We start from the raw sequence: 13,969 nt of genomic DNA, 5'->3' as shown, positions 1-13,969 counted from the left end.
ATTTAACTAATTTAATGAGTTTTCTCATTTAAATATCAAATTTAATGTATAATAGTAATAACTGGTTATATACTCGGTACTTTCTTAAGTCGTTATGATAGGATAAGAAATTCTCATTACATTTTTTTTGGGTACTAGATGCGTCAAGCAGTAATTACAGATCCAACAGCATTTACATTTTTTGCATATAACACAAGATACATGGCTCTTTTTTTATATACTACCAATACTCGGACATGTCTGGGTTTGATCCCTCTGTTTTCGACCAACCTCTTGAGGCTGAAACTCGTGCCAATACCGAACCATCCAAGCCCCGGAGTTGGCTGAAGAAGGCTGCAGAGTACATCCATTGCACTTTTTCAAAATGCCAGGATGATAACAAGGGATCTGGCGGTTCTGGTGGCTGCGGAGGATCCGGAGGCGTGTTCTAAAAATGCTCCGCCCTCTTCTCGTCATCATCATCACCACTATCCTCATTTGTCCATCCCTCGCAGCAATAGCTGAATTTTCACTATCTGCTGAAGGTATCGGTTCTCTCTCAATTTACAACGGTGAGAACTGGAATGCCGGGACGGTAGGCGCCGGGTTCATGCACAACGGTGACCAGTACAACGGCGGGTCATCAGGCGATCATCTCATCTCCGGTCATGGAAACTTCCAGTACCAAGACACCTCAACACTCGACGCCACGATAAACAACCGGTATACTCAATCAGGCAATTCAGAGTTTCATAACGGTGTTCTCTTTGAAAATACCCTTGATATGGACGATGCATCTGCCAATGTCACTGATCAGCATGTTAGCGCCAAATACGGAGGATACCTGACAGAGGCACAGATTGACAATGCCAAGTTCGTAAACAACGCCAACCTATCAGTGGGCCAACAGGCTGAATGGAATGGTGTCGGCCACTATTATGGAGAAGTCAGATATGGGGTCACTCTCGGAACCGGTGGAAACGAGAGCCAGATCGATTACGTCAACGATGGATCGAAACAGTTCGATATAGTCACCAATGAGTCCGGGGGAGGAAGAGCACGGCCACAGTTCCGGTACATCGACTTCTCTGATTCCTATTTTGCCAACATGACCGGCAAGGAACTGGTAGCAGCGAACGAAACCGCAGCCAATGAAGTGACAAATGCCACAGAGGAGGAGTAACCATGTCAGACATTACTACAATTTTAAATCTCAATCCAGTTCTCATTGCAGCCCTTCTTCTGGGCTTGATTGCAGGAATCGAGTTCGTGATCATTGTCAAGATCAGAAACATCGCCCGATCATATTCCAGAATGCTGGTGATGAAAGGGAAGATTATGGCTGATGGTACGGTCACGCTCGATGAACCTGATATCATCCCGTTTGTCCAGGAAACCATCTGCCTTATGAATCAGCTTGAGAACTTGCTGCATTACATTGCCGGATACATTCTCAATCATCCATCAACCGGCTGGTTCAAAGGCTACGTGCCAAAAGTCGAGGCCGTTGTAAATGCAGCAGTTCAGCAACTTGCCAGCGAAGAAGTGACCGAAAATGTAGCAGAACCAAGTACCTCAACCGTACCGACCCCAGAACAGCCGGCTCAGCCAGTGAGCATACCAGCAGGAGCGTAATCATGGGAAACAAAATCAGCAACCTTCAGACAGTAGTTCAGGAAAAAGAAGGATGGCAACTCGGACATAATGAAAACCCGGATGTCAACCTCGATGAAGATCAGGAGTTCCTTCTTCTGAATCCGTCCAAGACCATCGTCATCTGCGGAACCCGGAAGACACTTGAGGAACACATCAGCGATGATCCGGAAGACGTTGCCTGGAGAGGCCGTCACGCATAACTCATCAACTTTTTCGCGAGTATAGAGGCATGGCACACTCACCGGGAAAGGATCCCGGAGATGCGGGTTCGATTCCCGCTGGTCGCATTCCCGGTATGCATCCTTCTCCCGAGAGAAATCCTGCATGACATCCGTACTACCAATCCGAATCCACCATACCCGAGTCATCACATCGAGCAATGCAGCATACCGGCACTCTGACAGGGCTGTCACCAGCGATATAATCCCGGTTCAACTCAGGGGCAGGGTGTAATGAAACTAATGAGATTCACACCACCGAAAGGAACTAAACTAGCTAAATACTGGCCTCGTGGCGTTACCGGTGAAGTGATTCACGAGAACGAATTCAATGTCCACCTTCTGGTAAAACTGTCTAACAATAGTGGAAGGGAACCTCACACAGTCACGATCGTTGCAGACTGGAAGCACGTTAAGGAAGTGGAGCAATGCCAGGGAAAAAGAAGAAACCTGTGAAACAAGGGAGACCCTCACCCTACGATCCTAATCTCCATCCTGCTTATGCGAAAGCTTTGGCTATACGAGGACTGACAAACGAAGAAATAGCCGCAAAAATAGGGATTGCAAAAGGCACACTTCAGGAATGGATAAAAAAATACCCTGATTTACGTGACTCCATAAAAGAAGGTAAAGGCCCTGCTGACGCCCGTGTTGAAATGGCCCTGTATAAACGGGCTTTAGGGTATGAAGTTGAGGAGACCCGGGCTCTTGTGGTTGGTAACGGGGAATCTGCGCATGTAAGGATGGTTGATGAAACCAGGCACATACCTGCAGACCCTCGCTCTTGTATCCACTGGTTGAACAATCGAGCACCAGACCGGTGGAGAGAGAAGCAGGAGATCGAGCACACCGGGAAGGATGGCGGCCCGATAGAAATCATGAGGATGTCAGATAATGAGCTTGAGCATAGAGCAAAGCAGATACTCAGCAGAAGAACAGGCAATACTGACTGAGTACGCAACCCGCTGGTCATTCCTGGCACGACCCGGACAGCGACCGCCAGACTCGGAAGACTGGTTCTGTTATCTCATGAGGTCCGGGAGAGGGGCAGGTAAAACCCGATCCGGAGCAGAGTGGGTGCTCGAGAGAGTACGCCAGGGATACAAACATATCGCTCTCATCGGTCAGACCGTTGCTGATGTTCGGGATACGATGGTTGAGATCGGACCATCCGCAATTCTGAAGATTGCAAAACCCCATGAATTGCCATTATACGAACCAAGTAAGAGACGGTTAGTATTTCCTAATGGGGCCATTGCAACAACCTTCTCTGGTGATGAGCCAGACCAGCTCCGTGGCCCTCAGTTTGATACTGCATGGGTCGACGAATTAGCGAAGTTCAAATATCCTGAAGAAACATGGGACAATCTTGAGTTTGGCCTGCGGTTAGGCGACCGTCCTCAGGTATTTGTCACCACCACCCCACGACCTATCAAACTCATCAAGGTCCTCCTCAAAGACCCGAAGACCATTGATATCCGGTTCTCAACATTCGACAATGCCGACAACCTCTCCCCTCTCTATCTTCAGCGGATACAGGACAAATACGCCGGAACCCGGTTAGGTCGTCAGGAACTCGAGGGTGAGATCCTGGATGACAACCCAAATGCATTGTGGACCCGCGAACTCATTGAAAACCTGAGGATACATGAGTCTGAACTCCCTCCATTAATCCGGGTTGTTGTCGGAGTCGACCCTGCAGTATCAGATGGGGAAGGATCAGCAGAGACCGGAATCATTGCAGCAGGAATATCAGCATATGGTCATGGATACGCCCTGCAGGATTCGTCTCTTTCCGGTTCTGCAGCAGCATGGGCCAGAGCAGCAATCCGATCATTTAATCATAACCTGGCTGACCGGGTGATTGGAGAAGTCAATAATGGAGGATATCTTGTAGAAGTCAACCTCCGGACCGTAGACAAAAATATTCCCTATTCTCCGGTCCATGCATCACGAGGGAAAGAAACCCGGGCTGAACCTGTCTCCTCTCTGTACGAACAGGGGAAGATCCACCATGTCGGGACGTTCCCAGAACTTGAAGACCAGATGTGTGAGTGGGAACCAGGGAAGAAATCCCCGGATAGAATGGACGCATTAGTATGGGCATTCTGGGAACTGTTCGGTCTTGGAGAGAAAGAGAAAAAGAAAGCAGTTTTCCAGATGGAGGACACCTATGCAGTCTGAAGAAACACCCGCCGAAAAGGCCACAACTATCAAAGTACCGCCGACATTGAAGGATGCACTTGACACACTCAAGCAGGATGACCAGGAGACCTATGCAGGGGTTATTTCTCGACTTATCCATGCTCCTCCAGACCTTGAGACCGGTCCGGATACCGTGGTTATCTCCCTGCCACGGCGGGTATACCACATGGTTCTGATGCTTCTGCCGAACAATATGGGCGAGGTCCTGAGGAAGGGGGTTCGATGATCAGGGAACAGATCGCTGATACTCTGACAGGTGGCCAACTCTCCCAGACCCGGGAACAACTCACGTCCCTGACCGGACGATACCAGGACGTTCTGTCAGAAACCCGGAAACTTTCACGCGACATCGAGAACCTGAAAGAGGGATATGCAGATCAGTCCTGGAACAACCGGTTAGCCTTGGATCGTCAGTGGCTCCTCATCAGTGGATATCAGCAGCAGCGAGTCATCCAGAAGAGCGATGTTGACCTCTATCACGACCTCCTGAACTATGGCTATCAGTACTCTCCTCTCATCCGGGGAGCCATCGACCTGAAGACCCGGTATACGTTCGGCCTGTCGTTCAGCATACAGTCAAACAAGCGAAACTACCGGGCTATCATCGATACCATCAGGAACGACCCAAAGAACCAGTTAGCGCTCTTCGGCTCTCAGGCACTCATCGAAGCAGACCACGAACTGCAGAAAGGTGGAAACGTCTTCCTCGCGATATGGCATAAACTCACCCCCGTTCAGATCAGAGTCTGGTCATCGTATGAGATTGGAGATATCATCACAGACCCGGAGGATGCAGACCTGCCGATGTTCTATATCCGGTCCTGGATTGACTCATCCGGCAACCAGCATACCAAAGCATACCCGTCCCTGTTCAACACCAAATACGCAGGGATGGTCAACCAGGATGGGGTATCAGCACAGGTGGATAAGGACGTCATTGTCTTCCACTTGGCTGAAGGCAAGGGCCTCAAACAGAAATGGGCGCTCTCACCGTATACGGCTGCCCTGCCATGGAACCGGGCGTATGAAGGATTCCTCCTGGACTTCGCTGCCATCGTTCAGATGATCCGTAAGTATACCACGATGTTCACCACAACCGGAGGAAACGCCCAGGTATCTGCAATCAGTTCTCAATTTAACCACGAACAGCACGGACATCACAAAGGGCAGGTGGGCAACCAACTCGTAGCAACTGAAGGAAACGATTTCAAGGTCGTTGATGCCGGATCTAACAAGATTGTAGGGCCGGCAGACTCTCAGTACTTCCTCCGGCAATTCTGCACTGCTACCGGCGTTCCAGAGAACATGCTCACTGGCAACCCGCAGACCGGTAACCGGGCTTCAGCACAGGAACTCACCGCAAACTTCCTGCCCCTCATCGAGGAACGTCAAACCGCATGGGCTGATACATTCAAGGTCATCTTCACCCGTATTCTTGGTACTGCTGATTTCGAAATCTCGTTCCCGCCGCTCCGGAGTCAGGATGCGATTACCTATCTGCAGAGCCTATGCAGCGCGGCCACGCTCGGCAATCCATCCGGGGGCCTTGCCGGAGTCATCAGGCCAATTGACCTTATCAAGGCGATATACGAATCGCTCGACCTGAAGATTCCTGATGAGACAACCGTCGATGAAATGGTAGCCTCGCTCATGGATAAGATGACCCAGAACCCGGACATGGCTGCAGCCATCGAACGGCTCGCTACAGCGGCAACACAACTGCAGGAGGCCGGGTATGGTCACTGCGATCACTAATTTTTCTACCTCCGTTTTACATTTACAGCGCGTATATCTGAATGGACGGAGATTACGAGAGGCAACAAAGCAATCTCGTAAGTTTTACCGAGAGAAGAAAATAAAGGCACTGGATGAAATCAGCAAATACGAGTTTCTTTTTACAGACAATTATCGCAAACTCTCCGAATCTGGAAGCCTCATCGTATACCCTGACATCGGGTCAGTAGAAGTCAATCAGATCTACATATCAGGGCTTATTGCCGGTAAATCGTTCTCGGAAACCTACCGGGAGATTGGGCAGGCGTTCAACAGGATACTCAAGGAAGTACAAGACGACCCGACCCGGAGCAGAGGCCTGATTGCAGCATACGAAAAGGAACTGATTCAGGTCTATAACGACTTCGGGGCCGGAATTGTTGACATCATCAGGGAAAACTTTGGCAACCCTGCAGAAACCAGCATCCAGATCGATAAGTTCCAGACCAAACAGATGAAGTCGGTCCGGAAGATGCTCAGTAAGCAGGTTCCGAAGTTCTGGGAAGCCGGGATATCATGGGCTGAAGTCAATCTTGAAAAGGCGAAGAAAAAAGAGGAATACAAAAAACCTGACATTTACATCCCTCCTAACGAGGATGCCATCGATGCCCTGATTGAGCGAAATCTCGGGTTCATCAAGGGGATGACTGAAGAGGTCAAGAAGTCCGTTCTCTCTGAGCTGACAGAAGGAATGCTCCGGAGTGAAGGTATTGATCAGCTGGTCAAACGGATTTCCCGATATGTCGATGCTGGTTCCGGGAAAGGGCAGTCCAGGGCAGAGATGATAGCCCGGTCCGAGGTGATGTATGGGCTCAACCAGGGAACGCTTACCCGGTTCAAACGGGATAACATCACCAAAGTCCAATGGTTAGCGGGTCCCGATGACCGTATGTGTGCTATCTGTGGTCAGAAGAATGGGTCAATATATGACATCGAAAAGGCTCCATCGCTGCCATATCATCCTAATTGCCGATGCTGCTGGACTCCGTACTTTGGTAAAACTGATGATATGTCCAATGGGTGGGATATTTCTGATAAGCATGACGAATTTTTGAATTCTAATATTGAGATTGCATATGTATATGACAAAGATCGGAATTTGATAGGTAGATATGTAGGGACAACTGGATCTGTATCTATCCCAAATCCCCCAAAAGATGGATATGTTGTTCACAATCATCCAAAAGCAGAAACGGCTCCAGCATCATTTTCCGATGTCGATATAGTTCATGCAATCAAAAACAACGCAAGTTCATATAAAGTAGTCTCTCAAGAATTGGGGATAGAATACACAATATCGAAAGGAGAAAACGGGTGGCCAGATCCAGATAAATTCCAAGCATCTTTTGATAACGGGTTGAAAGGAATTCGAGCTAAATATGAGTACGATAAAAAGTCAGGTATGAGCACAGATGAGGCTTATGAAAATCTTAAGTTGTCGTATAACGATATGGTAAGACGTGCATGTATTGCTAACGGGATAAAATACACTGAAGTGAGAATATAATGACATCCATTAATTTAAAAGAAGTAATTGGAGTGGATGCACCCTGTAATTCATGTATACATTATATAACGTGGGAAACTCGAGATAAAAAAACCTGTTCTGCATTTCCTGAAGGCATCCCAGATATTATTTGGTTTGGCAAAAACCCCCACACCAAACCGTATCCGGGGGACAAGGGGATTAGGTTTGAGAAGTATCGGTGATTATATAATCGCTGAAGCCAATCACAAAATATGAAACTCTGGGCTCTCTTTTTGGTTTTAGCCATATTGGCAATACCTACTGTACAAGCAGCGGATCTTGGAGACCGCGAATTTTATGAGAACACGGTCAAATTGTTCACAAAAATTGGCAAAGACTCGCTTGAAATGCCAAAACTCATGAACGCAGGAGAATACGAAAAAGTAAAGGAAAAGGCAGAAACTCTTATTGTTGCCATTAATGTGTATAATTGGAAATGGGATTTGTACAAACTTTCTCCTCAAGCCAGACTCATAGCAGATGAAGTTGAACTAACACTCAAAACATATCAACCAGGATTAGAAGATACGATCAAAGCAATGGATGCTCTTCAGGTTGGCGATGAGGCATTAGCGAATACCCATCTTGAAAGAGCCACTACCGAACTTTTAGAAGCGCAATCGCACATAGCGAAAATAAATGATTCACTCCCGTGAATCTTGCGATTCATTCCTTTTTTACGATTTCAAATCCCTTTTTCTCAAGCATTTTCTCTACAATTCTAATGAGTACATCTTCGTTATTGTAATATTCTTTTAACCTATCAGATTCTTTCTTGGCCTCTTCAGTCAATGGCTCTCCACATTTCTGGCAGTATGAAGCATCCAGGGAATTTAGAGTATGGCAAAATTGACAAAGACCGGGGGTTGAGGCATCAAGAAAATCGTCAAATATACGGATAATCAGTTCTGTCATTGATTTATTTTGAGATTTAGCGTAATCTTGCAATTTATTGTATTGGTCAGCCGGGATTCTCAATCCCAGTTGTTTTGTTGATTCACGCATTAGGTAACATATTTCATCTCATCGATGTTTAAAGAATCTCAATCTAGCAATTTTACAATAATTATTTATATTTGCTAGCATAATGTATCTAGTGCAGCAAGTCTGCAGGAGAAAATTACGGCTAGAAGGAACCGTAGATTAAAGAAAAGTCCAGCAGGGACATTAAGGTTGTTCGTTACTGTCCCTGTTGAACTGGCTGATGTAGCAATTGAACTCTATTCTGAAGGTTATAATCAAAATGATTGGGCTAAGGAAGGTATCAGAGTGTTGAAGCAAAGAAGTAAAGGTACAATTGTATGACTAAAAGAAGTGAAAAGACCAGCCCCGCCACACCGCCAAGTGAAAAGCGGGACCCGGTTGCAAAGGATAATTCACCCGCTGAAGTGAAAGAACTTTCGTTCGAAGATACCTCAATTCAATTCAAGAACATTGGGGGTAAGTGGCGAATCTCGCTTAGAGAACTCGCAGAGTTTTACAGTATTCAGTTCAAGCACGCAAGCGAGAAATTAACGCTTAATCCAGAATTGTTTAGAGATTTGGAGGTGGGTCGTGTAACACGACCGGGCGATAATCTGGCCCTTGATTATGAATTAAGCATTAGGGATGCGGTTTCATTCTTAATGCTCTTACCATATAAGAGATACGGGGATGAGCGTGGCCCCAAGTTAATCAGGATGCGGAACTGGCTCACAGACAACGCTGAGAAAATTCTCACTGGTGAAGTCCCTTCAGTTTTCCCCGGTATGGATATTGACTCTCTCGGGTACGGGAAGAAGGACCTATCTCCACTCAATGGGTTGAGGTTATCGGCACTAAAGCACCTGGCAAAGCGGAACCATCCAAGTTCCCCCAATACAGTTAACCGAGCCATCGCCACGTTCCGTAATGATCATCAGGTGATGAAAGGCCACCAAGAGATGGAAAAGAATTGGAGGAGGGAGTTACAAGAACCTGAACGGAGGAAACTTCAGGCACATGTAGCGATTGACTTTGCAGCGCTAGCAAATGGGCATCTTGAACTTGATGAGAGAATGAAATATGAGCAGGCGATGTTTAGGGATATATGTCCTGAACTTCGCCCTGATTTTCTCCCGGTTCAAATTGAAACAACCAGACAGATGAAACTTATTGGAGGGGATGAATCATGATCTGTGGACATTGGGCCCCAGATCCTGGAGAGGGCGGATGGTGTTTGATTTGTAATCAAGGAAGATTTGATTCAATAGTCCTCCAGTCAGACAATAAACAATTACTGGAAATGGGAAAAACATTTTTCCAGCCATGGTATGATCGGTCTTTATCAATTATACCTCTGGTTGAAGTCAGGAGTTTTGAATTAGATTTTGAAGAAATACCAATCCCGATCGGTCTATCATAATCAAATTTCTCTTTTCCCCGGTATACCGGAGTTCAAACCTATAACCTCTTGAAACGCCAATATATACAATGGCAGCAAGAGGGCCATACCGCACTATTATAGGGGGTGCTGATCATCCCTGACACTCTCACCGGAGACGTGATGCGTTTCCGGGAAGTCTCTGGAGCATCAGCCAAACCCGGAACCATAGAGGTACACATCATCCGTCCCGGCCGTGGGTCGAGTGGTTACTATTTTGAAGAGACACTGAAGAAAGCAGCCGAATCCGGGGTTTATCCGAAAGGCATGCTCATGCACTGGGACCACCCGACCCGACAACAGGAAGAGGACCAGCCAGCCCGGGTAACAGGCACGATTGCTGCAGTCCTGGCAGAGCAGGGGCATTACCTCGAAGATGGTGATCCTGCTGCGTGGGACGGTCCCGGGGTGTATGCCCTCGCTGAAGTCCGGCCGAAGTTCACCGAGGATCTCAAGTGGATGGCCGGAAAGATAGGGGTTTCTCATTACGTCGATGGCCTATCAAAGGAAGGTGAAGGCCCTGACGGAAAGTCTGGCCGGATTATCACTGAACTATTACCAAGCCCATTTAACTCAGTTGATTTCGTTACCATTCCGGGAGCCGGGGGGCATTCCCGATTCAACGAAGCAGCAGAGCGGGTAAAAAAAGAGGCAGAAATGGCACCAGATAAACAACTCTCAATCAGGCTATCGGAGATCATGACCAGTGATCCCGAAGTTGTGAAGGAGATTCGAAAGCAGGTTGCTGAAGAACTGCAGATCGAATCTCAAAGCGAAGCACAGAAGCAGAAAGTCACCGAGGCAGAAACCCGAATCAAGACTCTTGAGACTGAAAACAAAGACCTCAAGGCAAAGATCGCAGAGAAGGCAGCCCGTGAGTATGTGACCGAAGAGATCGGAAAGACAAACCTCCCGGAGTCTGCCCGGAAAACCCTCACCGAGTCACTGATCAAGCAGGCCGTACTTGCAGAAGACGGCAGCATCGACGCGGTAAAGTTTGGACTTATCATCTCCGAGGCGATAAAGGCAAAACAGACCGAGATCGCTGACATCCTGAAAGAGTCCGGTATCTCAGGAGTCCATGACAACGGATCGGCACCATCCGGAAACCAGGTAGAGGCTAAGAAAGCACGGGAGGATTACCGGGACACGCTCATTGAGAACGGTATGACCAAAGAGATAGCCAACCGGCTTGCAGGAATTGAGGTAGCATAATGCTGAATGAAACACACACTCCGGACGACCTCCGGGTAATCTGTTCATATCCAACCACTCCGGCATCCGGAGGAGTTGTGATCTATGGAGACCTTTGCGGTATCGCAGAGGGTGATGAGGATACGGTTTCTGGTGAAACTGTTGTCAGGTTCGGACCATGGGTAGGAGACCTGGAAGTCACCGACATTAACACAGGCGGGATCGCAGTTGGTGCTCCGCTGTTCGCAAGCAAAGCCACTCCTGTTGTTCTTTCCAACCTTGCATCCGGGGTTTTCTTCGGATGGGCTAACGAGGTCGTCACGACCGGGGCAACTGCAACCATCGAGGTCATCAAGGCCGGATATGCTGGCGGAGTTCTTGCAGCCAGTTCAGTCGGGACCTCTCAACTTGCAGCAGGCGGAGTCATCGAATCCAAACTCGTCCCCGGGTCTGCTACTGCAGGTATCACCGGGCTTGTCACCAAGTTCGTCGCTGATGCCAATGCCATCGGAGGTATCCCGGTAATTCACCGGATCAACATCGCAGCCGGGTCAGTAGGGAATACTGACGTCACATTGACTCACAAAACCCACATCGCTGATGCCTGGCTGGTGCTCAAGGGTGCGGGTGTTTCAACCACTACCCTGCAGCTCAAGAACGGAACCAATGCGATTACGGACGCTATGGCTGCATCAGGATCTGATAAGGCTCTCGTCCGGGCTGCATCTATCGATGATGCATACAACGAGATCGCAGCAGGAGGAACGCTCCGGGTGACCAGTGCCACTGGTGCAAGTCAGCCTGATGCTGTTGTCTATGTTCTCGGATTCAGGGTGGCTTAATCATGACAAAATTTGCTGAAATTTTTGGTTCCGGCCAGAGAATGACCAAGGAATATCTCAACTCTGCTGAAGGTTTCAGACGGAGAGCAAAGGTATGGGAACTCCTCAGATCAGTAGAAGGTTCGCAATCTCTGAACAGGCTCGCCGAAGCAATCGGGACATCTGATTTCTCGTATCTTCTGACTTCTGACATGAATGCCCAACTCCTGGATGCTCATGCCAGATATCCGATATCATACCCGATGTGGACAAAGCAGGTGAGTGTCAACGATTTCAAACAGGTACCTCTGGTTGCGTTTGAACGCCCGGTCCGGCTCCTGCAGAAGACCGGGGAACATGAAGGTAACCCATCTACGAAGGTGGGTGAAGGACAATATACCATTCTTCTGGATTCGTATTCTGACACCATCGAACTCACCCGGCAGGCCATCATCAATGATGCATTAGGAGCATTTACCCAGATTCCTGCGGCATTCGCTGAAGCAGCTTCTTTTACTGCTGAAAACCTCGCAACTCAGATCATCGCTGATGTAAACGGGCCCCATGCCTCGATGTTTGATGCCGACACCACGTATAAGAACCTGATTACGGCTGAACTCTCGTATGATGCTGTAATTTCGCTCTGGAAAAAGATGGCAGTTCAGAAGGATGTGAATGGAAGACCTGTCCGGATCCGCCCGAAATGCCTGATTGTTCCTCCCGAACTCGAACCGAAAGCAACCGAGATCGTCACGGCGATGACCGTTGAGAGGTATGATCTTTCATCCGAGGTTGGGTACAAACTCGTTGGGTCCAACCAGTTCTCCCCGCTGCAGGTTGCAGTCAACACCGAGATCACTCAGATATCCACCAGCAACACCCATGCCAACAAACAGTGGTATCTCTGTGCAGATCCACAGGTCGGTCGTCCGGCTGTTGCATTTGGAGTCTACCGTGCATCACCAGGTCCCCGGTTACTGAAGAGAACTCCCGACACTGAGATCATCGGAGGCGGTCTGGATCAGTTCTCATTCACGAACCGGACCATCGAGTATGGTGTTGAGTGGGATATCGCAGCCGCCCGGCTTGACTACCGATATATCGGAGCAAGCAAGCCGACCTCTTAATCCCTTTTTGGAGGGAGTTAGATGACAAACTATGATGTCAGGGTGTTCACAGATTTCGATGATTTTGAGACCTATGTTGAGTCCCTGGCAACGACCACCGAGATCCAGACTCTTTACAGTCCGGAGAAGGGTTACATCGTGATTGTGGGCTGAGATGGCATACTGCGAGTATACTGACGTTCAACTTGAGGCAGGTACGTCTCTTGGCACTATCACGACCTCTGACATCACGTCTCTCATTTCACGGAGTGATGAGGAGATCGTCGATATGCTCCTGGAGAAAGGACTCACTGCTCCTGCATCTGCGTCACAACTCAAAACAGCCTCTATTTGCCTCACTATTGCGAAAATCAAGCGGAGACAGGCTCACGAACTCACCCGGCCAAACTCGCTTTCTCTTGGTGGTGACATTTCTTTCAGCATAAATTCTGAGGCTGAAGCCGCAGCATACGAGTCAAAGGGGAGACGGGCAGTCAGCCAGTATGTTGAGTATGCCGGAGGTTCAGGCGTGGTAATTGTGAGGAATCACAACATGATCCGGGGGTACTGAGGTGCTGTTCCCTCTCGCTTTCATGGATTCAACTTGCACCATTCAGAGACGGAGGAAAAAGCAGAAGTTAAGTTACACTTCCGGGTCTGGAACGCCAACTATCGGCCAGACCGTGACCGGAGGTACGAGCCACCAGACTACTGAAATCGCCAGGGTAGGTACTGGATATATCGTTGTTAAAACGGTATCCGGTTCGTTCACCATTGGAGAAACTCTTACCTCTCTGACCTTCTCCGGGACGCTTTCTGTTATTGCAGATTACCAGAACCAGAGCGGAGAGTATGAGTACTATTGGTCAGACGACCAGACTTTAGTACCCTGCAGGTTCGGCTATTCAGGGAGCGACAAGAAGGGGTTGATTATCCATGAAACCGGTCAACTTCTTGACCTTCCGGTGAAGATCGCCCTTCCTGACTCTATCACGCTTGTAGGAACGCAAGCCGAATGGGCGGAGAACTATCGTATTGTTTCAACCACTCCCGGATTCTATGGCACGTTTCAGATCCTGACTCCGTAT

The 13,969-nt window shown here is 48.4% G+C and carries 20 protein-coding genes; 18 read left to right on the top strand and 2 right to left on the bottom strand.

The features are described 5' to 3' along the window. Nucleotides 1-236: 236 nt before the first annotated feature. From LUQ50_RS12310 to LUQ50_RS12300, 3 genes are read left to right on the top strand one after another with little or no spacing between them, the layout of a single operon-like run. A complete protein-coding gene (locus LUQ50_RS12310; RefSeq protein ID WP_300040134.1) occupies nucleotides 237-431 on the top strand; it encodes a hypothetical protein in 195 nt (64 codons plus the stop codon). 2 nt (nucleotides 432-433) lie between these two features. After that, nucleotides 434-1,162 carry a hypothetical protein gene (locus LUQ50_RS12305; RefSeq protein ID WP_300040133.1) on the top strand — a complete coding sequence of 243 codons (729 nt, stop codon included), beginning with the start codon at nucleotides 434-436 and terminating at the stop codon, nucleotides 1,160-1,162. A gap of 2 nt (nucleotides 1,163-1,164) precedes the next feature. After that, a complete protein-coding gene (locus LUQ50_RS12300; RefSeq protein WP_300040132.1) occupies nucleotides 1,165-1,614 on the top strand; it encodes a hypothetical protein in 450 nt (149 codons plus the stop codon). Here the strand turns inward: LUQ50_RS12300 and LUQ50_RS12295 are convergent. Further along, nucleotides 1,584-2,048, bottom strand: a complete 465-nt coding sequence (locus LUQ50_RS12295; RefSeq protein ID WP_300040131.1) for a hypothetical protein — start codon at nucleotides 2,046-2,048, stop codon at nucleotides 1,584-1,586. The genes LUQ50_RS12300 and LUQ50_RS12295 overlap by 31 nt on opposite strands. Nucleotides 2,049-2,096: 48 nt before the next feature. Between LUQ50_RS12295 and LUQ50_RS12290 the strand changes: the two genes are divergently transcribed. From LUQ50_RS12290 to LUQ50_RS12260, 7 genes are all read left to right on the top strand, one after another. After that, a complete protein-coding gene (locus LUQ50_RS12290; protein WP_300040130.1) occupies nucleotides 2,097-2,309 on the top strand; it encodes a hypothetical protein in 213 nt (70 codons plus the stop codon). After that, nucleotides 2,306-2,806 (top strand): hypothetical protein, encoded by a 501-nt coding sequence (locus LUQ50_RS12285; RefSeq protein ID WP_300040129.1) that lies wholly within the window; start codon nucleotides 2,306-2,308, stop codon nucleotides 2,804-2,806. The genes LUQ50_RS12290 and LUQ50_RS12285 overlap by 4 nt, the downstream gene beginning before the upstream one ends. Continuing rightward, nucleotides 2,754-4,037 (top strand): terminase family protein, encoded by a 1,284-nt coding sequence (locus LUQ50_RS12280; RefSeq protein WP_300040128.1) that lies wholly within the window; start codon nucleotides 2,754-2,756, stop codon nucleotides 4,035-4,037. The genes LUQ50_RS12285 and LUQ50_RS12280 overlap by 53 nt, the downstream gene beginning before the upstream one ends. Continuing rightward, nucleotides 4,027-4,284 carry a hypothetical protein gene (locus LUQ50_RS12275; protein WP_300040127.1) on the top strand — a complete coding sequence of 86 codons (258 nt, stop codon included), beginning with the start codon at nucleotides 4,027-4,029 and terminating at the stop codon, nucleotides 4,282-4,284. The genes LUQ50_RS12280 and LUQ50_RS12275 overlap by 11 nt, the downstream gene beginning before the upstream one ends. After that, complete coding sequence (locus LUQ50_RS12270) at nucleotides 4,281-5,813, top strand: hypothetical protein (RefSeq protein ID WP_300040126.1); 1,533 nt, start codon at nucleotides 4,281-4,283, stop codon at nucleotides 5,811-5,813. The genes LUQ50_RS12275 and LUQ50_RS12270 overlap by 4 nt, the downstream gene beginning before the upstream one ends. Then, nucleotides 5,794-7,338: a minor capsid protein gene (locus LUQ50_RS12265; protein ID WP_300040125.1), complete on the top strand. Its 1,545-nt coding sequence runs from the start codon at nucleotides 5,794-5,796 to the stop codon at nucleotides 7,336-7,338. Before LUQ50_RS12270 ends, LUQ50_RS12265 begins: the two co-directional genes overlap by 20 nt. A gap of 233 nt (nucleotides 7,339-7,571) precedes the next feature. Continuing rightward, nucleotides 7,572-8,015: a hypothetical protein gene (locus LUQ50_RS12260; protein WP_300040124.1), complete on the top strand. Its 444-nt coding sequence runs from the start codon at nucleotides 7,572-7,574 to the stop codon at nucleotides 8,013-8,015. A 10-nt stretch (nucleotides 8,016-8,025) separates the two neighbouring features. On the opposite strand, the gene LUQ50_RS12255 is transcribed toward LUQ50_RS12260, so the two are convergent. Further along, entirely contained in the window at nucleotides 8,026-8,364 is a 339-nt protein-coding gene (locus tag LUQ50_RS12255; protein ID WP_300040123.1) for a zinc ribbon domain-containing protein, read from the bottom strand. A 296-nt stretch (nucleotides 8,365-8,660) separates the two neighbouring features. Between LUQ50_RS12255 and LUQ50_RS12250 the strand changes: the two genes are divergently transcribed. The 8 genes from LUQ50_RS12250 to LUQ50_RS12215 all read left to right on the top strand — a co-directional run. Continuing rightward, a complete protein-coding gene (locus LUQ50_RS12250; protein WP_300040122.1) occupies nucleotides 8,661-9,512 on the top strand; it encodes a hypothetical protein in 852 nt (283 codons plus the stop codon). After that, entirely contained in the window at nucleotides 9,509-9,742 is a 234-nt protein-coding gene (locus tag LUQ50_RS12245; RefSeq protein ID WP_300040121.1) for a hypothetical protein, read from the top strand. Before LUQ50_RS12250 ends, LUQ50_RS12245 begins: the two co-directional genes overlap by 4 nt. A gap of 141 nt (nucleotides 9,743-9,883) precedes the next feature. Further along, nucleotides 9,884-10,975, top strand: coding sequence for a hypothetical protein (locus LUQ50_RS12240; protein ID WP_300040120.1), 1,092 nt, complete (start codon nucleotides 9,884-9,886; stop codon nucleotides 10,973-10,975). Continuing rightward, entirely contained in the window at nucleotides 10,975-11,796 is an 822-nt protein-coding gene (locus tag LUQ50_RS12235) for a hypothetical protein (protein ID WP_300040119.1), read from the top strand. Before LUQ50_RS12240 ends, LUQ50_RS12235 begins: the two co-directional genes overlap by 1 nt. A gap of 2 nt (nucleotides 11,797-11,798) precedes the next feature. After that, nucleotides 11,799-12,902, top strand: coding sequence for a Mu-like prophage major head subunit gpT family protein (locus tag LUQ50_RS12230; RefSeq protein WP_300040118.1), 1,104 nt, complete (start codon nucleotides 11,799-11,801; stop codon nucleotides 12,900-12,902). A gap of 21 nt (nucleotides 12,903-12,923) precedes the next feature. Continuing rightward, on the top strand, nucleotides 12,924-13,055 hold the full coding sequence (locus LUQ50_RS12225) for a hypothetical protein (RefSeq protein WP_300040117.1): 132 nt from the start codon (nucleotides 12,924-12,926) through the stop codon (nucleotides 13,053-13,055). Nucleotide 13,056: 1 nt separating this feature from the next. Beyond that, nucleotides 13,057-13,452 carry a hypothetical protein gene (locus tag LUQ50_RS12220; protein ID WP_300040116.1) on the top strand — a complete coding sequence of 132 codons (396 nt, stop codon included), beginning with the start codon at nucleotides 13,057-13,059 and terminating at the stop codon, nucleotides 13,450-13,452. Nucleotides 13,453-13,474: 22 nt separating this feature from the next. Continuing rightward, a partial coding sequence (locus LUQ50_RS12215; protein WP_300040115.1) for a hypothetical protein occupies nucleotides 13,475-13,969 on the top strand: 495 nt, incomplete at its 3' end.

This window comes from Methanospirillum sp. (genome assembly GCF_028679455.1).
Classification (GTDB): Archaea; Halobacteriota; Methanomicrobia; order Methanomicrobiales; family Methanospirillaceae; genus Methanospirillum.
This window is presented reverse-complemented; position numbering and strand designations above follow the sequence as displayed.

Coding starts and splice junctions, on each gene's coding strand:
- LUQ50_RS12225 (WP_300040117.1), top strand. CDS start 12,924: ATGACAAACTATGATGTCAGGGTGTTCACAGATTTCGATGATTTTGAG.
- LUQ50_RS12290 (WP_300040130.1), top strand. CDS start 2,097: ATGAGATTCACACCACCGAAAGGAACTAAACTAGCTAAATACTGGCCT.
- LUQ50_RS12310 (WP_300040134.1), top strand. CDS start 237: ATGTCTGGGTTTGATCCCTCTGTTTTCGACCAACCTCTTGAGGCTGAA.
- LUQ50_RS12300 (WP_300040132.1), top strand. CDS start 1,165: ATGTCAGACATTACTACAATTTTAAATCTCAATCCAGTTCTCATTGCA.
- LUQ50_RS12305 (WP_300040133.1), top strand. CDS start 434: ATGCTCCGCCCTCTTCTCGTCATCATCATCACCACTATCCTCATTTGT.
- LUQ50_RS12255 (WP_300040123.1), bottom strand. CDS start 8,364: ATGCGTGAATCAACAAAACAACTGGGATTGAGAATCCCGGCTGACCAA.
- LUQ50_RS12260 (WP_300040124.1), top strand. CDS start 7,572: ATGAAACTCTGGGCTCTCTTTTTGGTTTTAGCCATATTGGCAATACCT.
- LUQ50_RS12270 (WP_300040126.1), top strand. CDS start 4,281: ATGATCAGGGAACAGATCGCTGATACTCTGACAGGTGGCCAACTCTCC.
- LUQ50_RS12265 (WP_300040125.1), top strand. CDS start 5,794: ATGGTCACTGCGATCACTAATTTTTCTACCTCCGTTTTACATTTACAG.
- LUQ50_RS12245 (WP_300040121.1), top strand. CDS start 9,509: ATGATCTGTGGACATTGGGCCCCAGATCCTGGAGAGGGCGGATGGTGT.
- LUQ50_RS12240 (WP_300040120.1), top strand. CDS start 9,884: ATGCGTTTCCGGGAAGTCTCTGGAGCATCAGCCAAACCCGGAACCATA.
- LUQ50_RS12250 (WP_300040122.1), top strand. CDS start 8,661: ATGACTAAAAGAAGTGAAAAGACCAGCCCCGCCACACCGCCAAGTGAA.
- LUQ50_RS12220 (WP_300040116.1), top strand. CDS start 13,057: ATGGCATACTGCGAGTATACTGACGTTCAACTTGAGGCAGGTACGTCT.
- LUQ50_RS12235 (WP_300040119.1), top strand. CDS start 10,975: ATGCTGAATGAAACACACACTCCGGACGACCTCCGGGTAATCTGTTCA.
- LUQ50_RS12230 (WP_300040118.1), top strand. CDS start 11,799: ATGACAAAATTTGCTGAAATTTTTGGTTCCGGCCAGAGAATGACCAAG.
- LUQ50_RS12275 (WP_300040127.1), top strand. CDS start 4,027: ATGCAGTCTGAAGAAACACCCGCCGAAAAGGCCACAACTATCAAAGTA.